Below are 16,961 nucleotides of genomic sequence, written 5' to 3' on the forward strand. Positions count from 1 at the left end.
TCGTGGGCGTGGGATCAGCCGGCGGGCGTGCGCAGGACCGCGACCCCCCGGCCCGCCAGGACGACGGTGCCCTCGTCGCCGGTGGTGCCCACCAGGACCTCCCCGGTGAGCCCGGGGACGGTCACGGTCTCGTCGGTCCGGTTGACCAGGAACAGGAAGCGTCCACCGGGGCCGCGGCGCACGGTGGCCTCGACCCGCCCCCGTGCCTCGGCGGGCAGTTCGCTCGTCACCCCGGCTGGCCCGAGCAGCCTCGGCAGCAGCGCGGCGAGCCCGTCGGCGCCGAGCCCGGTGGAGACGTAGGCGGCCGAACCACCGCCCGTGCCGCGCCGGGTGACCGCGGGGCGGCCCGCCTGGGCACCGGTGCGGTAGCGGACGAGGACCTCGGTCCCGGGGTCGGTGACGGTGACGTGGTCGGTCCACAGGCCGCCCGTGGCATCGTCGTCGAGTTCCACGCGCTGCCCGGCGGGCAGCGGGCCGAACTCCTCGACGCGGATGCCGAGCAGGTCCCGCAGCGCGCCCGGGTAACCGCCCAGCCAGACATGGTCGTTCTCGTCCACGATGCCGGAGAAGTACGTGGTGACCAGGTGCCCGCCCTGCTCGGCGTAGCGCGTGAGGTCCTTGGCCAGCCCGGCCGGGACCAGGTGCAGCACCGGCGCGATCAGCACCCGGTGGCGGCTCAGGTCGGCGCCGGTGGTGACGACGTCGGCGCGGACGCCCAGGGAGAGCAGCGCGGAGTACCAGTCGAGCGCCTCCTGGTGGTAGTCGAGCAGCGAGGTGGGGTGCGAGTCCTGCTCGCTGGCCCACCGGGACTCCCAGTCGAAGAGGATGCCGACCTCGGCGGGCTCCCGCTCGCTCCCGGCGACCGGCGCGAGGGTCTTCAGCGTGTCACCGAGCGCCGTGACCGAACGGAACAGGTCGCTGTCCGCGCCGGCGTGCGGGACCATCGCCGAGTGGTACTTCTCGGCGCCGGCCGCCGACTGGCGCCACTGGAAGAAGCACACCGCGTCGGCGCCGTGCGCCACGTGCGTCAGCGAGTCCCGGGCCATGTCGCCGGGCAGCTTGGCCAGGTTGACGGGCTGCCAGTTCACCGCGCTCGTGGAGTGCTCCATCAGGAACCAGGGCCTGCCGCCCGCGATGCCGCTGGTGAGGTTCGCCGAGAACGACAGCTCGTCGCGGGCCTGCGGGTGCGGGACGACGTAGTGGTCGTTGGCGACGAAGTCCACCTCGCCGGCCCAGTCCGCGTAGTTCATGCCCTTGGTGCCGGGCATCACCATGAAGTTGGTGGTGACGGGCACGTCGGGCGTCAGCTCCCGAAGGAGGTCCCGCTCGGCACGCAGATGGTCCTTGAGCGCGTCCGAGGAGAACCGCTTGAAGTCCAGCTGCTGGGTCGGGTTCGGGTGCGAGGCCGCCAACCGGGGCGGCAGGATCTCCTCCCAGTCGCCGTAGCGCTGCGACCAGAACGCCGTGCCCCAGGCGTGGTTGAGGTCGTCCGTCGTGCCGTACCGCGCGCGCAGCCAGTCCCGGAAGGCACGGGCCGCGTCGTCCGAGTAGTCGTACACGTTGTGGCAGCCCAGCTCGTTGTTGACGTGCCAGGCGACCAGGGCCGGATGGCCGGCGTAGCGGGTCGCCAGCTCCCGCACCAGGCGCAGGGCGTGCTCGCGGAAGACGGGCGAGGTCGGGCGCCAGTGCTGGCGCGCTCCCGGCGACAGCGTCTCGCCCCGCTCGGTGACCGGCAGGATCTCCGGGTGCGCCCTCGTCAGCCAGGGCGGCGGGGAGGCGGTGGCGGTCGCCAGGTCGACGCCGACGCCGTGCTCGTGCAGCAGGTCCATCACCTCGTCGAGCCAGGCGAAGTCCCAGGTGTCCGGCCCCGGCTGGATGCGGGCCCAGGAGAAGATGCCGAGCGACACGATGTTCACGCCGGCCTCGCGCATCAGCCGTACGTCCTCCTCCCACACCTCCCGGGGCCACTGCTCGGGGTTGTAGTCGGCGCCGTAGGCGAGACGGGGGGCGGGGGCACCGTCCGCCCCGCGATGGCTGCGGGAGTGGAGGGTGGAGATCATGGCGGTCCTTCCGGTGTGGGGGCGTGCGCTACTTCTCGACGGTGAAGCCCTGCTGCTCGCCGTACTCGACCGAGGCCTCCTGCCACGACTCGAAGCCCTCGGCGAGCGTGGTGCCGGAGACGTAGGCCTTGCCGACGGTGTCGTTGAAGACCGAGTTCGCGTACACCTGGTAGGGCAGGTACGACCAGTCGTCGGGGACGTTCGCGGCCGACTCGGCGAAGATCTTGTTGGCCTTCTGGCCGCCGAAGTACGGGAACGCGGTGTCCTGGAACCTGGTGGACTGCAGATCCGCGGTGGTCGCCGGGAAGGCGCCGTTCTCCAGCCGGGTCTGCACGCCGTCCCCGGCGTTCGCGTACTCGACGAAGGCGTACGCCAGTGCCTCGTTCTTGCCGAGTTCCGGGAGCGCGAGCGCGCTGCCGCCGTTCTCGGCGCTGACCTTGCCGCCCGCGGTCCACTGCGGCATCGGGGCGACGCGCCAGTCGCCGGAGGCCGCCTTCGCACCGGACTCCAGGTTGGCTGGCATCCAGGCGCCGGTCGCCAGCGTCGCGATGCTGCCGTCGCCGAGGCCCTTGTACCACTCGTCGGTCCAGGCGGGGACGGTGGCCAGCAGCTTCTCGTCGATGAGCTTCTGCCAGGTGTCCGTGAAGGTCTTGGCACCCTGGTCGGAGAAGTCGATCTTCACCTTGGTGCCGTTCACCGTGTAGGGGCGCGAACCCGCCTGCCACAGCATGCTGGTGGCGAACCCGGCGTCGCCGTTGTCGGCGGTGATGTAGGCCTTCGGGTCGGCCTTGTGCAGGTCGCGCGCGGCGTCCAGGTACTCGGCCCACGTGGTGGGCACCTCGATGCCGTACTTGTCGAAGACCTTCTTGTTGTAGAACAGCGCCATCGGGCCGGAGTCCATCGGCAGCGCGTAGATGCCGTCCGAACCGGCCTTCACCCCGTTCCACGGACCGGGGGAGAACTTCGCGGAGAGCTTGTCGGCGCCGAAGGACTTGAGGTCGGTGAGCTGCTCGGTCAGGGCGAACTGGCCCATCGCGTAGTACTCGATCTGGGCGACGTCCGGGACGCCCTTCTTCGCCGAGACGGCGTTCTGCAGCGCCGTGTACTCGTCCTTGTTGGTGCCGGCGTTGACGAGGTCCACCTTGACGCCCGGGTGTGCCTTCTCGAAGTCGGCCGCCACCTGCTTGAGCGTGGGCTCCCACGCCCACACCGTGAGGGTGCCGCCCTCCTTGAGGGCCGCCTGTATGTCCGCCTCGGAGACGGCCTTCCCGCTCGATCCCCCGTCGTCGGAGCCGCCGCAGGCGGTCGCTCCCAGGGCGAGGGCGCAGACGAGGGCCGTGCCGCGCAGGAGGCGGCGCGCGTGCTGGGGCAGGTGTGTGGGCATGGGTGTGCTTCCACTTCTTCGTGGCCGGAACCGGCACCGGTCGAGGGTTGTCGGGGCTGTCGGTGAGGGGCGGGAACGGGGGAGGGCTACTCCTTGACGCTTCCGGCGGCGAGACCGGACTGCCAGTACTTCTGGAGCAGCAGGAACGCGGCGATCAGCGGCAGGATGGTGATGAGCGACCCGGTGACGACGAGGTTGAACACGGCCTCGCCGCCCGCGGTCGCGGCCTGCTGGTTCCAGCTGGTGAGGCCCAGGGTCAGCGGATACCAGTCGGGGTCCTTGAGCATGACCAGCGGCAGGAAGTAGTTGTTCCAGGTCGCGACCATGGTGAACAGCAGGACGGTGACGATGCCGGGTGCCAGCAGCGGCAGGGCGACCCGGAAGAAGGTGCGCACCTCGCCCGCCCCGTCGATGCGGGCGGCCTCCATCAGCTCGGCCGGGACGGCCTCGGTGGCGAACACCCACATCAGATAGAGGCCGAACGGCGAGATCAGGGACGGGATGATCACCGCCCAGGGCGTGTTGGTGAGCCCCATCTTGCTGAACATCAGGAAGGTCGGCACCGCCAGCGCCGTCCCCGGCACGGCCACCGCGCCGATCACGACGGCGAAGACGGCCCGCCGGCCGGGGAAGTCGAACTTGGCGAGCGCGTAGCCGCCGAGCACGGCGAGGAAGGTGGCGCCGCCCGCGCCGAGCCCCACGTACAGCAGGGTGTTGAGCAGCCAGCGGGTGAAGACGCCGTCGTCGTAGGTGAACGTCTCGGCGATGTTGTCCCACAGCGCGAAGTCGCCGTCGAACCAGAGGCCGGCGGAACGGGACAGCCCCTCCTGCGTCTTCGTGGCGCTGACGGTCAGCCAGACGAGCGGCACCAGGCTGTAGAGCAGCACGAGCGAGGTGAGCACGGTCAGCAGCACACTGCGCCGGGGTTTGTCGGCGGAGTGCCGGCGCCGGGGCGTACGCAGCCGGGGCGCGGAGCCCGGGGTGCCCGACGGGTCGGCCGTGGAACGGCGACGGACGGTGGCGACGGGACTGGTCATCGCTGCCTCACACTCCCTTGCGCATGCCGCGCAGCTGCACGACGTAGGCGATGACCATGGTGATCAGCCCCATGACGATGGCGACCGTCGCGGAGTAGTTGTGCTGCTGGCCGTTGAAGGACAGCGCGTAGGTGTAGTAGTTCGGCGTGTAGTCGGTGGTGATGGCGTTGCGCGCCAGCGGTTGCAGGATGCTGGGCTCGTTGAAGAGCTGGAAGCTGCCGATGATCGAGAAGATCGTGGCGATCACGAGGGCCCCGCGGATGGCCGGGAGCTTGATGGCGGTGATCACGCGGATCTGGCCGGCGCCGTCGATCTGGGCCGCCTCGTAGAGCGAGTGCGGGACCACGCGCAGCGCGGCGTAGAAGATCAGCATGTTGTAGCCGACGAACTCCCAGGTCACGATGTTGCCGATGGAGGCAAGGACCAGGTCGGGGGAGAGCGGGTCGGGCAGCGAGACGCCCAGCGCGCCGTTGATGTCACCGACCAGGCCGAAGCGGGTGCCGTACATGAAGCCCCACATCAGGGTGGCCACCACGGCGGGCACGGCGTACGGCAGGAAGATGGAGATGCGGAAGAAGTCCCGGCCGTAGAGGCGCCCGCTGTCCAGCGCCAGGGCCACCAGCAGCGCGATGCCGAGCATGATCGGCACCTGTACGGCGAGGAACAGCGAGACCCGGCCCAGCGAGGCCCAGAACCGCTCGTCCCTCAGCGCCTCGGCGTAGTTGTCGAGGCCGACGAAGGTGGTCCCGCCGATGAGCTGGTCGCGGAAGAGGCTGAGGTAGACCGAGTACGCGATCGGCGCGAGGAACACCAGGGCGAACACGGCCACGAAGGGACCGAGGAAGCCCCACCCGGTCCAGGAACGGCGGTCCCGCCGCACCGGGGGCGGGGCCGGCCGCGGCTCGGCGGCGGCCGGCGGTTGCAGCGTCGTCATGTCGTCCTCGCTCGTCCACGTCCTGAACCTCACCCCGATGTTTGCGTAAACATCACGCGCCGCGAAAGGGCGCCGGACTGATATGTTTACGTAAACATCTGATGGCGGCATGTCTACACTGCCCCGACGACGACGGTCAAGGGTCCTTCCGCACCCGGACCCGACAGCGACAGATAGGCGGCTGACGGCAAGTGAGCACGGCTGAGGAAGTCCCGACGAGCGCACCAGCGCGACCCCGGCGCGGACGGGAGCGCACGGCCTCCATGGCGGACGTCGCCCGGCTGGCCGGCGTCTCCTCGCAGACCGTGTCCCGTGTCTCCAACGGCTACGCGGGCGTGACCGAGGAGACCCGGCAGCAGGTGCTGGCGGCCATGAAGGAGCTGGGCTACCGGCCCAACAGCGCGGCCCGTGCCCTCAAGCGCGGTGAGTTCCGCACCATCGGCGTCATCACCTTCTCGCTGGCCACCACGGGCAACGTCCGCACCCTGGAGGCCATCGCCGTCTCCGCGGCGAGCGAGGGGTACGCGGTGACGCTGCTGCCGGTCGCCGTCCCCACCCAGGACGAGGTGCGCGGCGCGTTCTCGCGGCTGGAGGAACTGGCCGTCGACGCGGTCATCGTCATCATGGAGGTCCACCTCCTCGACGCCGGCTCCCTCACCCTGCCGCCCCACGTCCAGGTCGTCGTGGTCGACTCCGACGCCGGCGACCACTACACGGTCGTCGACACCGACCAGGCCGGCGGCTCCCGCGCCGCCGTGCGCCATCTGCTGGACCTCGGGCACGACACGGTGTGGCACCTGGCAGGACCCGAGGGCTCCTTCGCCGCCCAGCGCCGCACCGACGCCTGGCGGCACACCCTCACCGAGGCCGGGCGGACCCCGCCGCCGCCGGTCCGGGGCGACTGGTCGGCCGAGTCCGGTTACCGGGCCGGCCTCGAACTCGCCGCCCGCGAGGAGTGCACCGCCGTCTTCGCGGCCAACGACCAGATGGCCCTCGGCCTGCTGCGCGCCCTGCACGAACGCGGCCGGCGGGTGCCCGAGGACGTCAGCGTCATCGGCTTCGACGACATCGCCGAGGCCGGCTCCTTCCTGCCCCCGCTGACCACCGTGCACCAGGACTTCGCCGAGGTCGGGCGGCTGTGCGTACAGGCGGTGCTGCGCAAGATGCGCGAGGCCGGCCCGGAGCGGGGCACGACCCTGGTGCCGACCCGGCTGGTGACCCGGGCGAGCACGGCGCCGCCACCGGCGTAGCGGGCGTGGGGCGGACGCGGGGGACGGACCACCGGTTTAGGGGCGGCGGGGAGGGTAACCCCACAAGCCGGCCCATGCCCTACACACGCCCGGGAGAGCTCCATGACCCAAGTCGCCGACTACGTGCTCCAGCGCCTGTCCGAGTGGGGCGTCCAGCGGGTGTACGGCTATCCGGGTGACGGCATCAACGGTCTGCTCGGCGCGTTCGACCGGGCGGACGGGAACCCGGAGTTCATCCAGGCCCGGCACGAGGAGATGGCCGCGTTCATGGCCTGCGCGCACGCCAAGTTCACCGGCGAGGTGGGCTGTTGCGTCGCCACGTCGGGACCGGGCGCCGTGCACCTGCTCAACGGCCTCTACGACGCGAAGCTCGACCACCAGCCCGTGGTCGCGGTGGTGGGCCAGCAGAAGCGGCTGTCGCTGGGCACCCACTACCAGCAGGAGATCGCCCTCGACCAGCTCTTCGCGGACGTGTCCGAGTTCTGCCAGATGGTCGTCCATCCCGGCCAGACCCGGCACGTCATCGACCGCGCCTTCAAGACCGCGCTGACCACCCGGGGCGTCGCCACCGTCATCATCCCCAACGACATCCAGGAGGAGGAGGCCCAGCCGTCCCCGCCGAGGGAGCACGGCTCCGTCTTCTCCAGTGTGGGCTGGAGCCGGCCCCGGGTCCTGCCCGACCCCGACGAGCTGCGCAAGGCCGCCGGCGTCCTGAACGCGGGCGGCAAGGTCGCCATGCTGGTCGGTCAGGGCGCCGCGAAGGCGGAGGCCGAGGTGATCGAGGTCGCCGAACTGCTCGGCGCGGGCGTCGCCAAGGCCCTGCTGGGCCGTGAGGTGCTGCCGGACGACCTGCCGTTCGTGACCGGTCCGATCGGTCTGCTCGGCAGCAAGGCAAGCGACAACATGATCCGGGGCTGCGACACCCTGCTCATGATCGGCAGCAGCTTCCCCTACTCCGAGTGGCTGCCGGAGGAAGGCCAGGCCAAGGGCGTCGAGATCGACATCGACGGCCGCATGATCGGCATCCGCTACCCGATGGACGCCCATGTCGTCGGCGACTCCAAGGAGACGCTGAGGGCACTGATCCCGCTGCTCGAACGCAAGAAGGACCGCGGCTGGCGGAAGAAGATCGAGAAGGACGTCCGGGAGTGGAACGACCTGTGCGACCGCTGGGCCGGTGAGCACTTCGGCAAGACGATCAACCCCCAGTCGGTCGCCGCCGAACTCTCGTCCAGGCTGCCGGACGGCGCCATCCTGTCGGCCGACTCCGGCTCCGGCACCAACTGGTGGGCCCGCCACCTCAAGCTCCGCGACGGCATGCGGGCCTCGCTGTCCGGCACCCTCGCCACGATGGGTCCCGGCACGCCGTACGCCATCGCGGCGCGGTTCGCCTACCCGGACCGGCCGGTGATCGCCTTCGTCGGGGACGGCGCGTTCCAGATGAACGGCATGAACGAGATGATCACCGTCAAGCGGTACCTGGACCGCCTGTCCGGGCCCGCGCCCTTCATCTTCTGCGTCTTCAACAACCAGGACCTCAACCAGGTCACCTGGGAGCAGCGCGCCATGGCCGGCGACCCCAAGTACCCGGGCTCGCAGGACATCCCCGACGTGCCCTACGCCGCCTACGCCGAACTCCTCGGCCTCAAGGGCATCGTCTGCGACAACCCGAAGAAGGTCGGCGCCGCCTGGGACGAGGCGCTCGCCGCCGGCCGACCCGTGGTCCTGGAGTTCAAGGTGGACGCGGAGATCGCGCCGATCCCGCCGCACATCATGAAGGAGCAGGGCAAGAAGGCCGTCAAGGCCGCGCTGCACGACCCGGAGGCCACCGGGATCGCCACCAAGGGCGTGCGCCAGAAGCTCACCGAGTACGCGGAGCACCTCCCCGGCCGGGGCAAGAAGTGAGCGGCGCCCGACGTCGCGGGCAGGTCGTCGTCGTCACCGGAGCGACCGGCGGCGTCGGCCGGGCCGCCGCCCGGGCCTTCGGCGCCCGTGGGGACAGGGTCGCCCTGCTGGCCCGGGGCGAGTACGCCCTGGAGCGGGCGGCCGAGGAGATCCGCGAGGCCGGCGGGCAGGCCCTGCCCCTGGTCGTGGACGTCGCCGACGCGGAGGCCGTGGACGCCGCGGCCGGCCGGATCGAGGAGGAACTCGGCCCCATCGACGTATGGGTGAACGCCGCGTTCTCGACCGTGTTCGCCCCCGTGGCGGAGATCCGGCCCGAGGAGCTGAGGAGGGCCACCGAGGTGACCTACTTCGGCTTCGTGCACGGCACCCAGGCCGCCCTCAGGCGCATGACGCCGCGCGACCGCGGGACCATCGTCCAGGTCGGATCGGCCCTGGCCGAACGCAGCGTCCCGCTCCAGGCCGTGTACTGCGGGGCCAAGCACGCCATCCAGGGGTTCACCGAGTCGCTGCGCTGCGAGCTGCTGCACGACCGCAGCGGGGTACGGGTGACGATGGTCCAGATGCCCGGGCTCAACACGCCCCAGTTCAGCTGGGTCCTCACCCGTCTGCCCCGCCATCCGCGCCCGGTGGCCCCCGTCTACCAGCCCGAGGTGGCCGCCCGGGCCGTGCTGTACGCGACCGATCATCCGCGTCGGCGCATGTACTGGGTCGGCGGCTCCACCGTCGCCACCCTGCTGGGCCAGAAACTCGCCCCGGGGCTCCTGGACCGCTATCTGGCCCGCACCGGCTACGACGGGCAGCAGACCGGTCGGCCCGTCGACCCGTCACGGCCGGCCAACCTGTGGAAGCCGGCGGACGACACCGCCCCGGACGACTACGGCGCACACGGCGTCTTCGACGACGAGGCCCATGAGCGCAGCCTCCAGTTCTGGATCTCCCGTCACCGCGGGCCGCTGGCCCTGGCCGCCGCGGTGACCGGGGCGGCCGCCGGGGCACTCGCGGGTGGCCTGCGGCGGCGCACCGGCTGCTGACCACCGTCCTCGACCGCGGCTGCCGACCGCGCGGTCGGCAGCCGCGGTCAGTCCGGCCTGCGGTCGATGTTCCGTGCCCACCAGTGGTGCTCGCAGAACCAGTGCCCGACCATCGCGCCGCCGAAGACGACGAACCCGACGCCGATCAGCCAGGACTCCACCACCAGCACGATGCCGACCGCGCCGTAGCTGAACGCGTTGTCGAGGATGAGCGGGGTGAAGAAGAGGTACGAGAAGCCGCGCAGCCCGATCAGTCCCACCATCGTGGCGAGGGCTCCCGGCAGCAGGTCGCGCCAGCGGACCTGGCCGCCCAGCAGGAAGTGCTGGCCCCACCAGAAGAACAGGATGCCGCTCGCGGTGGACAGGGCGATCCGCGCCGAACCGTGCAGCGCGGTCCGCGTCTGCACCTCCTGGTAGAGGTAGGCGGTCAGCAGGGCCACCCAGGTCATCTGGCGCCAGATGCGGTGCCACGGGCCGGACGGCAGCTCCCAGATGCGCTCGTAACCGTTCTGGACGCTCGCCGCGAAGGACACACCGAACACGCCGAGCAGGATTCCGCCCCACACGCTGGTGGTGCCGACGATCTTGGTCGGTGGGCTGATGATGTCGGTCAGCACACGGGCCGACCGACCGGACAGCCCCATCCCGTCGGCCAGCCAGGAGGCGAAGCCCCCGCGTCCCAGCGGATCGGCCGCGGCCACCACGATCAGCAGCGGGGCCAGCGTGACGAGCGCGAGCGTGGCGAAGCCCATGGCCCGGTGCATCAGCTCCAGGTCCCGGCCGCGCCGGACCAGCGCGGACGCGGCCAACCAGTCCCACGCACGGTGGAACGGCCGCCACAACCGGTTCACGGGTGCTCCTCGGGCGTCCTTTCGATGGCTCGCGACGGGGAACTGAGTGACCCGGCCGGGGCCCGGGCAAACGTCGGTGCACCCGGACGGGCCCCGGCCGCGGTCGCCCGCCTCAGGGATCGGTGCGCTGCTGGGCCTCCCGCATGCGCTCGTTGTGCCAGAGGATGGCGGCGCGGATCTGCGGTTCCTGGAGGCCCGTACGGCAGCCGAGCTGGTCCATGCTGAGGGCCGGCGGGCCGGTGGTCAGGGCCCGGGTCAGCTTCGCCGCCCACAGCTCCTCGTCCACGAAGGGCCGGTCGGCGTAGCCCGCCTTGATCAGGTCGAAGTGGTCGTCCGAGCACGTGGTGACGAGTCGCAGTCCGTCGAACCACTCGTGGGTGGCGTGCACCGCGGAGGAGTCCGGCACGTAGCCCGTCACCGACTCGTCCTCGGGGAAGACTTTGGCGCACAGGTCGCACAGCTCCATGGGGACCGGCCTGGCGGTCCGACGGCCCTTCCTGCCCTTGCGCTTCCACATGGCGACTCCCGGGGATCGGTGTCCGGAATGCCGGAGTTACCCGCGGGGCGGGAAGCAAACGCCCCGCGGGTGAGGTGCCCGGCCGCGGCCGGACGCGGTCAGGCCAGCCTGACCGGCAGCTCGAACAGGTCGTTCTGCGTCACCACCGGCTTGTTGCGCAGCTCCGCGGCCGGCACCGCCAGGTCCAGCCGCGGGAAGCGGGCGTACAGGGCCGGGAGCGCCACCCCGGCCTCCATCCGGGACAGAGCCGCGCCCGGGCACACGTGCGGCCCGTGTCCGAAGGAGATGTGCCGGTTCTCGGACGTACGGGTGAGGTCGAAACCGCCCGCCGTCGGACCGTGCGCCCGCTCGTCGCGGCCCAGCGCGCCGTACGACACGATCAGCGCGTCCCCGGCGGGTATCACCTTGTCGCCCATGGGCACGTCCTCGGTCGCGAACCGGATCAGCACGTGCGAGGTCGGCGTCGAGTACCGCAGCGTCTCCTCGACCACCGCGGACCACTCGGCCTTCCCGGCCAGCACCAGGTCCCGCTGCTCGGGGTGGGCGGACAGGTTGACGACGGCGTTGACGATGAGCGAGATCGTCGTCTCGTGCCCCGCGGCCACCATCAGCTGGAGGGTCGAGACGATCTCCGCGTCGGTGAGGTGGTCACCGTTCTCGGACGCCTGGATCAGCGCGCTGGTCAGGTCGTCCCCGGGGTCGGCGCGCTTCGCGGCGACCGTGTCGCCCATGATCTGCGCCAGCTCGGTGAGGGTCGCCACGACCTCCTCGGGCGGGGTCTGCGTCGAGAAGAACTTCTCGAACAGCACCTTCAGGCGCGGCAGCCGCGCCTCCTCGATGCCCATCAGGTCGGCGATGACGTACATCGGCAGCGGATAGGCGAAGGCGGCCTTGAGGTCGACGACGCCGCCGTCCGCGGGCAGCTCGTCGAGCAGCCGGTCGGTCAGCTCGGTGATCCGCTCCCGCATGTGCTCCACCCGGCGCACCGTGAGCGCCTGCGCCACGAGCGTGCGCAGCCGGCGGTGCTCGGCGCCGTCCACCGTGAGCATCGAACGGCCGGGGTTCGCCAGCCCGATCAGCGGCCAGTCCGCGGGGATCTCGCCGCGCTGCCAGGCACCCCACACCTCGATGTCCTTGACCAGACGCGGGTCCGTCAGGAGGCCCTTGGCCTCCGCGTGGTGCGTGACCGCCCAGACGGGCACGCCGCCGGGCAGCTCCACGGCCGCGAGCGGTCCGGCCGCGCGCAGCCGGGCACTCTCGCCGTCCAGGTCGGTGACGAACGGGTCCAGCGGGATCCGGGCTTCTTCGGTGCCGGTCGTCATGCTGACGTGCCTCCCAGGGCAGTGGTCGGGGTGAACCGCACGGGCAACTCGGTCAGCCCCCGCAGCCAGGGCGAGGGGCGACGGGTGAGGGACCCGGCGGGCACCGCCAGGTCGATGTCCGGCAGCCGGTCGAGCACGACCTCGATGCCGGTGCGCGCGATCACCTCGGCGACCTCCTGCGCGGGGAACGGGCAGCGGTGCTCGCCGTGGCCGAAGGAGAAGTGCGCGTTGTTGCCGCCGGTGAGCGCGGAGCCGTCGGTGCGGACCTGCGGGTCGGAGTTGGCGCCCTGAAGGCCGAGCAGCACCAGGTCGCCGGCCCGGACGCGGCGCCCGCCGAGCTGCGTGTCCCGGGACGCCCAGCGGCCGGCCACGTTCTGCGTGGGCGTGTCCTCCCACAGCACCTCGTTCATGGCCTCGGCGACGCTGTTGCGGCCACCGAAGAGCGACGCGGCGAAGCGGTCGTCGGTGAGCATCAGGCGCAGCGAGTTGCCGATCCAGTCCGCCGTCGGCTGGTGGCCCGCGGCCATCATCACCATCAGGTCCTGGGCGACCTCCTCCTCGCTGAAGCCGCCGTCGTCCGCCAGCATCCGGGAGGCGACGTCGTCGGCGGGCGCCGCCTTCCGGTCGGCCAGCAGCGCCGCCATCGACGTGGCGAGGTGCGTCTGGCCCGCCAGGGCCCGCTCCCTGCCGTCGATCATGTCGTTGAGCGCGGTGACGAGCGCCGGGCCCTGCTCGTCGGAGAAGCCGTACAGGCGGGCCAGCACGCGCACCGGCAGCAGCATGGCGTAGTCGCCGACGAGGTCGGCCTCGCCCTTGGCGCAGAGCCGGTCGACGAGTTCGTCGGCGAAGCGTTCGGCGTGGCCGCGCAGGGTGTGCGGGTCGACGGCCTCCAGCGCGTCGCTGATCATGGCGGCGCGTTCGCGGTGCCGCTCGCCGACCGTGTACAGGATCGACGGCTGCTTGCGGCCGATCATCGGCAGCAGCGGCCAGTCGTCCGGGATGTTCTCCCACTGGTTCCACAGGTCCGAGTCCCGGCTGAACAGCACCGGGTCGCCGGTCACCTGGTGCAGCTCGCGGTAGCCGAGCACCAGCCAGGCCGGTACGTCGCCGTCCAGCACCACCGGTGTGACGGCGCCGTGCTCGCGCCGCATCCGCCGGTACAGCAGGGCGGGATCGGTCTGGAAGCGGGGGCCGCCGAGCGGTACGGCGCCCGGAACGCCGTGGGCGTCGGTGCTCACACGAACTCCTGTCGGGGTGGGGCGGCGTGGCCGCCGTAGCGGGCCCGCAGGTGCTCGACCAGCGTGATCAGCACCTGCTTGCTGGACTCCCGGGACCTGGCGTCGCAGGAGACCAGCGGCACCCGCGGGTCCAGATCGAGGGCCTCGCGGACCGCCTCGGGCGAGTGCTCCGGGCCGCCGAAGTCGTTGCAGGCCACGATGAACGGCGTGCCGTGGTGCTCCAGGCGGTCGATGGCGTACCAGGAGTCGTCGATGCGCCGGGTGTCGACGAGGACCACCGCGCCGAGCGTGCCCGAGAACAGCCGGTCCCACAGGAACCAGAACCGCTCCTGGCCGGGCGCGCCGAAGAGGTACAGCACGTTGCGCGCGTCGAGGCTGATCCGGCCGAAGTCGAAGGCGACGGTCGTCGCGGACTTGCCGCGCACCTCGCTGATGTCGTCGAACGCGGCACCGGCCTGCGTCATCGTCTCCTCGGTGTTGAGGGGACGTATCTCGCTGACCGAGCGGACCATGGTCGTCTTGCCGACACCGAACCCGCCCACGACCACGATCTTCAGGCCGTTGTCTGCGGACGCGCCCAGCGGGGTGCGCGCCGGGGCGCTCGCCGGGGTACGGGCGTCAGAGATTGCGGAGTCCAACGAGCACCTGCTCCAGGATGTCGGGGTCGGGGACGGCAGCCGTGTACGGGTGGCGTGCGCTCACCCGGCCGGCGGCGTGCAGGTCGGCGAGCAGGATCTTGGTGATGCTCACCGGGAGCCGCAGTTCGGCGGCGATCTCCACCACGGCCGTGGGGGCCTCGGTCAGCCTCAGGATCGCCGTGTGCTCCGACTGCATGCCGGGCCTCGGCTCGCACTCGGCGACCACGAGGGTGACCAGGTCGAAGGGGTTGTCGGGGCCCGAGCTGCTGCGTCCCTGGGTGACGGTGTACAGGCGGTCGGGCGCGTCGTCCCTGCCGGGGCGGCTCATGAGGTGCGCGGCAGCGCGGTGAGGTGCTCGCCGAGCTGCTCGACGAGTTCGCTCATGTTGTGCCCGACGAGCCCCGCGTCCGCGTCCTCCGAGGTGACGACGGCGAGGTGCGCGCCCTCACCGGCCTCCACGATGAACAGGACCCCGCCGTAGAACTCGGCCATCGCCGAGCGCACCCCGCCGCTGCCGTCGCCGAACTCCACGGAGGCGCCGTGGGACAGCGACTGGATCCCGGCGGCGATGGCGGCCAGTTGGTCGGCCTGGTCGACGGAGAGCTCCGGGGTGCGGCACAGCTTGAGTCCGTCACGGGAGAGGACGAGCGCGTGCCGCGCGCCCGGAGTGCGCTCCAGGAGGCCCTCGATGAGCCAGGTGAGCTTCTCGTCGGCGGTGGTCGAGCCGGTCATGGAGTGGTGTCGCCTTCCGGGTGCGCGGGTGAGTGGGACGGATGGTCGGGGGCCGTCTCGGCCGGTTCGGGTGCGGCGCCGGTGGTGTTCCGTACGGCCTGGCGGAAGCTGCTGAAGCGGGCCGCGCGCGCCTTGGCGTCGTCGGCGGAGGGGGCGGGGCGCGGCTCGGCGGCCCGGGCGGCGGCCCGGGCGCGTTCGGCGGCGGCGAGGGTACGGCCGCGGCGCCGCTTGGGCAGCTCCACGGCGGCCTGGCCCTGCGCCGCCGGGCCCTGGTGCCGGTTGTGGTCCTGTCCCTGATCCCGGCCCTGTCCCTGATCCCGACCCGGGTTCTGATCCCGGTCCGGGGCCTGATGCCGGTCTGGGGCCTGAACCTGGTCCACGTCCTGAACCTGGTCCGGGGTCTGATGCCGGTCCTGGTCCTGGTCCTGGTGCCGGTTCGGGTTCTGACCCCGGTCTGGGCCCTGGTGCCGGTGCTGGTCCTGACTCCGGTCTGGGTCCTGGTGCCGGTGCTGGTCCTTACCCCGGTTGGGTTCCTGTTGCCCGTCCCGGCCCTGACCCCGGTCCGGGGCCTGCTGCCGGTCCTGGTCCGGAGCCCGGCCCGGGGCCTGAAGCCCGTCCCGGTCCTGAACCCCGTCCCGCTCCCCGTCGCGGTTCCGGTCCCGGTTTCCGTCCTGTTCCCGGTCCGCGTGGTCGTGGACGGGCAGCGGCTCGCCATCCGTCTGCGCGGGAGGTGGGGGCTCGGTGCCGGCCTCGGCGGCGGACGGTGCGGGCGCCCGTCCCCGGTCCGCCCGGACCGTCGGCGTGGTCGGCGTGGTCGGGACCGCCGGCACCGGCGTCGGTGCGTCGGAGACGGCGGGGCCGCTCAGGATGTCCTGGGGGACGAGCATCAGCACACCCGTGCCTCCGCGTGCGGACGGCCGGAAGGACACCTTCAGCCCGTACTTGGCCGACAGCCGCCCCACCACGGCCAGCCCGAGCCGGGTGCCCGTCAGGCCACCGAGCCCGGCCGTCTCACCGGCCACCGCCTGCTGGGCCCGGCGCAGCTGCACCTCGCCCATCACCAGCCCGCTGTCCTCCACGGACACGATGACCCCGGCCGGCACCTCCTCCACGTACACGTGGACCTCCGCCGTCGGCGGGGAGAAGTTCGCCGCGTTGTCGAGCAGTTCGGCCAGCGCGTGCATGACGCCCTCGGCGGCGTGCCCGGCGACCGCGGAGTCGCTGGTGGAGTGCACGCGCACCCGCTGGTAGCCGGCGATACGGCCCATGGCGCCCCGCAGGATCGACTCCATGCCGATCGGCCGCGCCCAACGCCGGCCGGAGCGCGCCCCGGTGAGGACGGCCACGGAGTCGGCGATCCGGCCCGCCTGCGCGGTGCGGTGGTCGAGGTGGAGCAGGTCGGCGAGGACCTCCTCGTCGCTGTGCCGCTCCTCCATGGCGCGCAGGTCGGCGAGCATCCCGGTGGCCAGCGCCTGCATCCGGCCGGCCGCGTTCGCGGTCGCGGAGACGGCGGCGGCACGCTCGGCGGTGGCGCGCTTGAGCCGCGCGCCGAGGCGGGCGCTCTCCTCGGCGAGGCGGGCCGTCTCCGCGGCCCGCTGCCCGGCGAGTCGCGCGCGCTCCTGCTCGAAACCCTCCGTGAGCCGCTCCCGTTCGCGCGCGAACTCCGCGGCGAGAGCGCCGCGTTCACGAACGGCCTCGGCCGCCGCACGGGCCCGCCCGGCATCCGCGTCCGCCCGGGCGGCGGCCAGCAGCCGCCGTGTGGCCCGCTCCGCTCGGACGGCGTGCACGGCCGCCGTCAGGGCCGCGGTGAGCAGGATCGCCGCGGCGCCCGCGCCCAGCCCGAGCGGAAGGCGCACCGAGGAGGGCGCCGCGGCCACGGCGCCGCCGACGACCAGCGCCGCCACGACGGCGCACGGCAGGGCCACTGCTGCGAGGGCGCGGGGGGAGGGGCGGTCGCCGGGGCGGGCGGGCGCGGTCATCAATCGGGTCCTCGCCAGGCCGCCGTAGCGGCCCTCGTGTCGTCCAACGGGGTGCATGCGAGCAGAGGGCTGTCACGCGGCAC

Annotated in this window: 15 protein-coding genes; 3 read left to right on the forward strand and 12 right to left on the reverse strand. The window is 72.2% G+C overall.

The genetic code is table 11. From position 1 onward, the window contains the following. Positions 1-14: 14 nt before the first annotated feature. From OHA99_RS34505 to OHA99_RS34520, 4 genes are all read right to left on the reverse strand, one after another. On the reverse strand, positions 15-2,060 hold the full coding sequence (locus OHA99_RS34505; RefSeq protein ID WP_153181343.1) for a beta-galactosidase: 2,046 nt from the start codon (positions 2,058-2,060) through the stop codon (positions 15-17). A 28-nt stretch (positions 2,061-2,088) separates the two neighbouring features. Then, positions 2,089-3,444, reverse strand: coding sequence for an ABC transporter substrate-binding protein (locus tag OHA99_RS34510; RefSeq protein ID WP_405698708.1), 1,356 nt, complete (start codon positions 3,442-3,444; stop codon positions 2,089-2,091). 86 nt (positions 3,445-3,530) lie between these two features. Next, a complete protein-coding gene (locus tag OHA99_RS34515) occupies positions 3,531-4,481 on the reverse strand; it encodes a carbohydrate ABC transporter permease (RefSeq protein WP_405698709.1) in 951 nt (316 codons plus the stop codon). A gap of 7 nt (positions 4,482-4,488) precedes the next feature. Then, entirely contained in the window at positions 4,489-5,415 is a 927-nt protein-coding gene (locus OHA99_RS34520) for a carbohydrate ABC transporter permease (protein WP_153181346.1), read from the reverse strand. A gap of 191 nt (positions 5,416-5,606) precedes the next feature. Between OHA99_RS34520 and OHA99_RS34525 the strand changes: the two genes are divergently transcribed. The 3 genes from OHA99_RS34525 to OHA99_RS34535 all read left to right on the forward strand — a co-directional run bounded on the left by OHA99_RS34525 (position 5,607) and on the right by OHA99_RS34535 (position 9,601). After that, positions 5,607-6,665, forward strand: a complete 1,059-nt coding sequence (locus OHA99_RS34525) for a LacI family DNA-binding transcriptional regulator (RefSeq protein WP_051005886.1) — start codon at positions 5,607-5,609, stop codon at positions 6,663-6,665. A gap of 102 nt (positions 6,666-6,767) precedes the next feature. Next, complete coding sequence (locus tag OHA99_RS34530) at positions 6,768-8,570, forward strand: thiamine pyrophosphate-requiring protein (protein WP_366473690.1); 1,803 nt, start codon at positions 6,768-6,770, stop codon at positions 8,568-8,570. Beyond that, positions 8,567-9,601 carry an SDR family oxidoreductase gene (locus OHA99_RS34535; RefSeq protein ID WP_405698711.1) on the forward strand — a complete coding sequence of 345 codons (1,035 nt, stop codon included), beginning with the start codon at positions 8,567-8,569 and terminating at the stop codon, positions 9,599-9,601. Before OHA99_RS34530 ends, OHA99_RS34535 begins: the two co-directional genes overlap by 4 nt. 47 nt (positions 9,602-9,648) lie before the next feature. On the opposite strand, the gene OHA99_RS34540 is transcribed toward OHA99_RS34535, so the two are convergent. The 8 genes from OHA99_RS34540 to OHA99_RS34575 all read right to left on the reverse strand — a co-directional run bounded on the left by OHA99_RS34540 (position 9,649) and on the right by OHA99_RS34575 (position 16,878). Next, the gene (locus tag OHA99_RS34540; RefSeq protein WP_153181348.1) at positions 9,649-10,452 is read right to left on the reverse strand and encodes a ribonuclease BN; all 804 of its coding nucleotides are present in this window, start codon (positions 10,450-10,452) and stop codon (positions 9,649-9,651) included. Between the two features lie 112 nt (positions 10,453-10,564). Next, the gene (locus OHA99_RS34545) at positions 10,565-10,969 is read right to left on the reverse strand and encodes a hypothetical protein (RefSeq protein WP_153181349.1); all 405 of its coding nucleotides are present in this window, start codon (positions 10,967-10,969) and stop codon (positions 10,565-10,567) included. 98 nt (positions 10,970-11,067) lie between these two features. Beyond that, the gene (locus OHA99_RS34550) at positions 11,068-12,291 is read right to left on the reverse strand and encodes a cytochrome P450 (RefSeq protein WP_405698713.1); all 1,224 of its coding nucleotides are present in this window, start codon (positions 12,289-12,291) and stop codon (positions 11,068-11,070) included. After that, positions 12,288-13,529, reverse strand: coding sequence for a cytochrome P450 (locus OHA99_RS34555; RefSeq protein WP_366473692.1), 1,242 nt, complete (start codon positions 13,527-13,529; stop codon positions 12,288-12,290). The genes OHA99_RS34550 and OHA99_RS34555 overlap by 4 nt, the downstream gene beginning before the upstream one ends. Further along, positions 13,526-14,167: an ATP/GTP-binding protein gene (locus OHA99_RS34560; RefSeq protein ID WP_007446524.1), complete on the reverse strand. Its 642-nt coding sequence runs from the start codon at positions 14,165-14,167 to the stop codon at positions 13,526-13,528. The genes OHA99_RS34555 and OHA99_RS34560 overlap by 4 nt, the downstream gene beginning before the upstream one ends. After that, complete coding sequence (locus OHA99_RS34565; protein WP_153181352.1) at positions 14,148-14,495, reverse strand: DUF742 domain-containing protein; 348 nt, start codon at positions 14,493-14,495, stop codon at positions 14,148-14,150. Before OHA99_RS34565 ends, OHA99_RS34560 begins: the two co-directional genes overlap by 20 nt. Then, positions 14,492-14,899, reverse strand: coding sequence for a roadblock/LC7 domain-containing protein (locus tag OHA99_RS34570; protein ID WP_007446518.1), 408 nt, complete (start codon positions 14,897-14,899; stop codon positions 14,492-14,494). Before OHA99_RS34570 ends, OHA99_RS34565 begins: the two co-directional genes overlap by 4 nt. Beyond that, the gene (locus OHA99_RS34575; RefSeq protein WP_405698715.1) at positions 14,896-16,878 is read right to left on the reverse strand and encodes an ATP-binding protein; all 1,983 of its coding nucleotides are present in this window, start codon (positions 16,876-16,878) and stop codon (positions 14,896-14,898) included. The genes OHA99_RS34570 and OHA99_RS34575 overlap by 4 nt, the downstream gene beginning before the upstream one ends. Positions 16,879-16,961 lie beyond the last annotated feature (83 nt).

Origin of the sequence: Streptomyces coelicoflavus, assembly GCF_045041415.1 — a bacterium.
GTDB lineage: Bacteria > Actinomycetota > Actinomycetes > Streptomycetales > Streptomycetaceae > Streptomyces > Streptomyces coelicoflavus.

Bases quoted from the DNA above. Each gene is read 5' to 3' on its own strand.
- OHA99_RS34505 (WP_153181343.1), bottom strand. From the start codon at position 2,060: ATGATCTCCACCCTCCACTCCCGCAGCCATCGCGGGGCGGACGGTGCC.
- OHA99_RS34510 (WP_405698708.1), bottom strand. From the start codon at position 3,444: ATGCCCACACACCTGCCCCAGCACGCGCGCCGCCTCCTGCGCGGCACG.
- OHA99_RS34515 (WP_405698709.1), bottom strand. From the start codon at position 4,481: ATGACCAGTCCCGTCGCCACCGTCCGTCGCCGTTCCACGGCCGACCCG.
- OHA99_RS34520 (WP_153181346.1), bottom strand. From the start codon at position 5,415: ATGACGACGCTGCAACCGCCGGCCGCCGCCGAGCCGCGGCCGGCCCCG.
- OHA99_RS34530 (WP_366473690.1), top strand. From the start codon at position 6,768: ATGACCCAAGTCGCCGACTACGTGCTCCAGCGCCTGTCCGAGTGGGGC.
- OHA99_RS34545 (WP_153181349.1), bottom strand. From the start codon at position 10,969: ATGTGGAAGCGCAAGGGCAGGAAGGGCCGTCGGACCGCCAGGCCGGTC.
- OHA99_RS34550 (WP_405698713.1), bottom strand. From the start codon at position 12,291: ATGACGACCGGCACCGAAGAAGCCCGGATCCCGCTGGACCCGTTCGTC.
- OHA99_RS34565 (WP_153181352.1), bottom strand. From the start codon at position 14,495: ATGAGCCGCCCCGGCAGGGACGACGCGCCCGACCGCCTGTACACCGTC.
- OHA99_RS34570 (WP_007446518.1), bottom strand. From the start codon at position 14,899: ATGACCGGCTCGACCACCGCCGACGAGAAGCTCACCTGGCTCATCGAG.
- OHA99_RS34575 (WP_405698715.1), bottom strand. From the start codon at position 16,878: ATGACCGCGCCCGCCCGCCCCGGCGACCGCCCCTCCCCCCGCGCCCTC.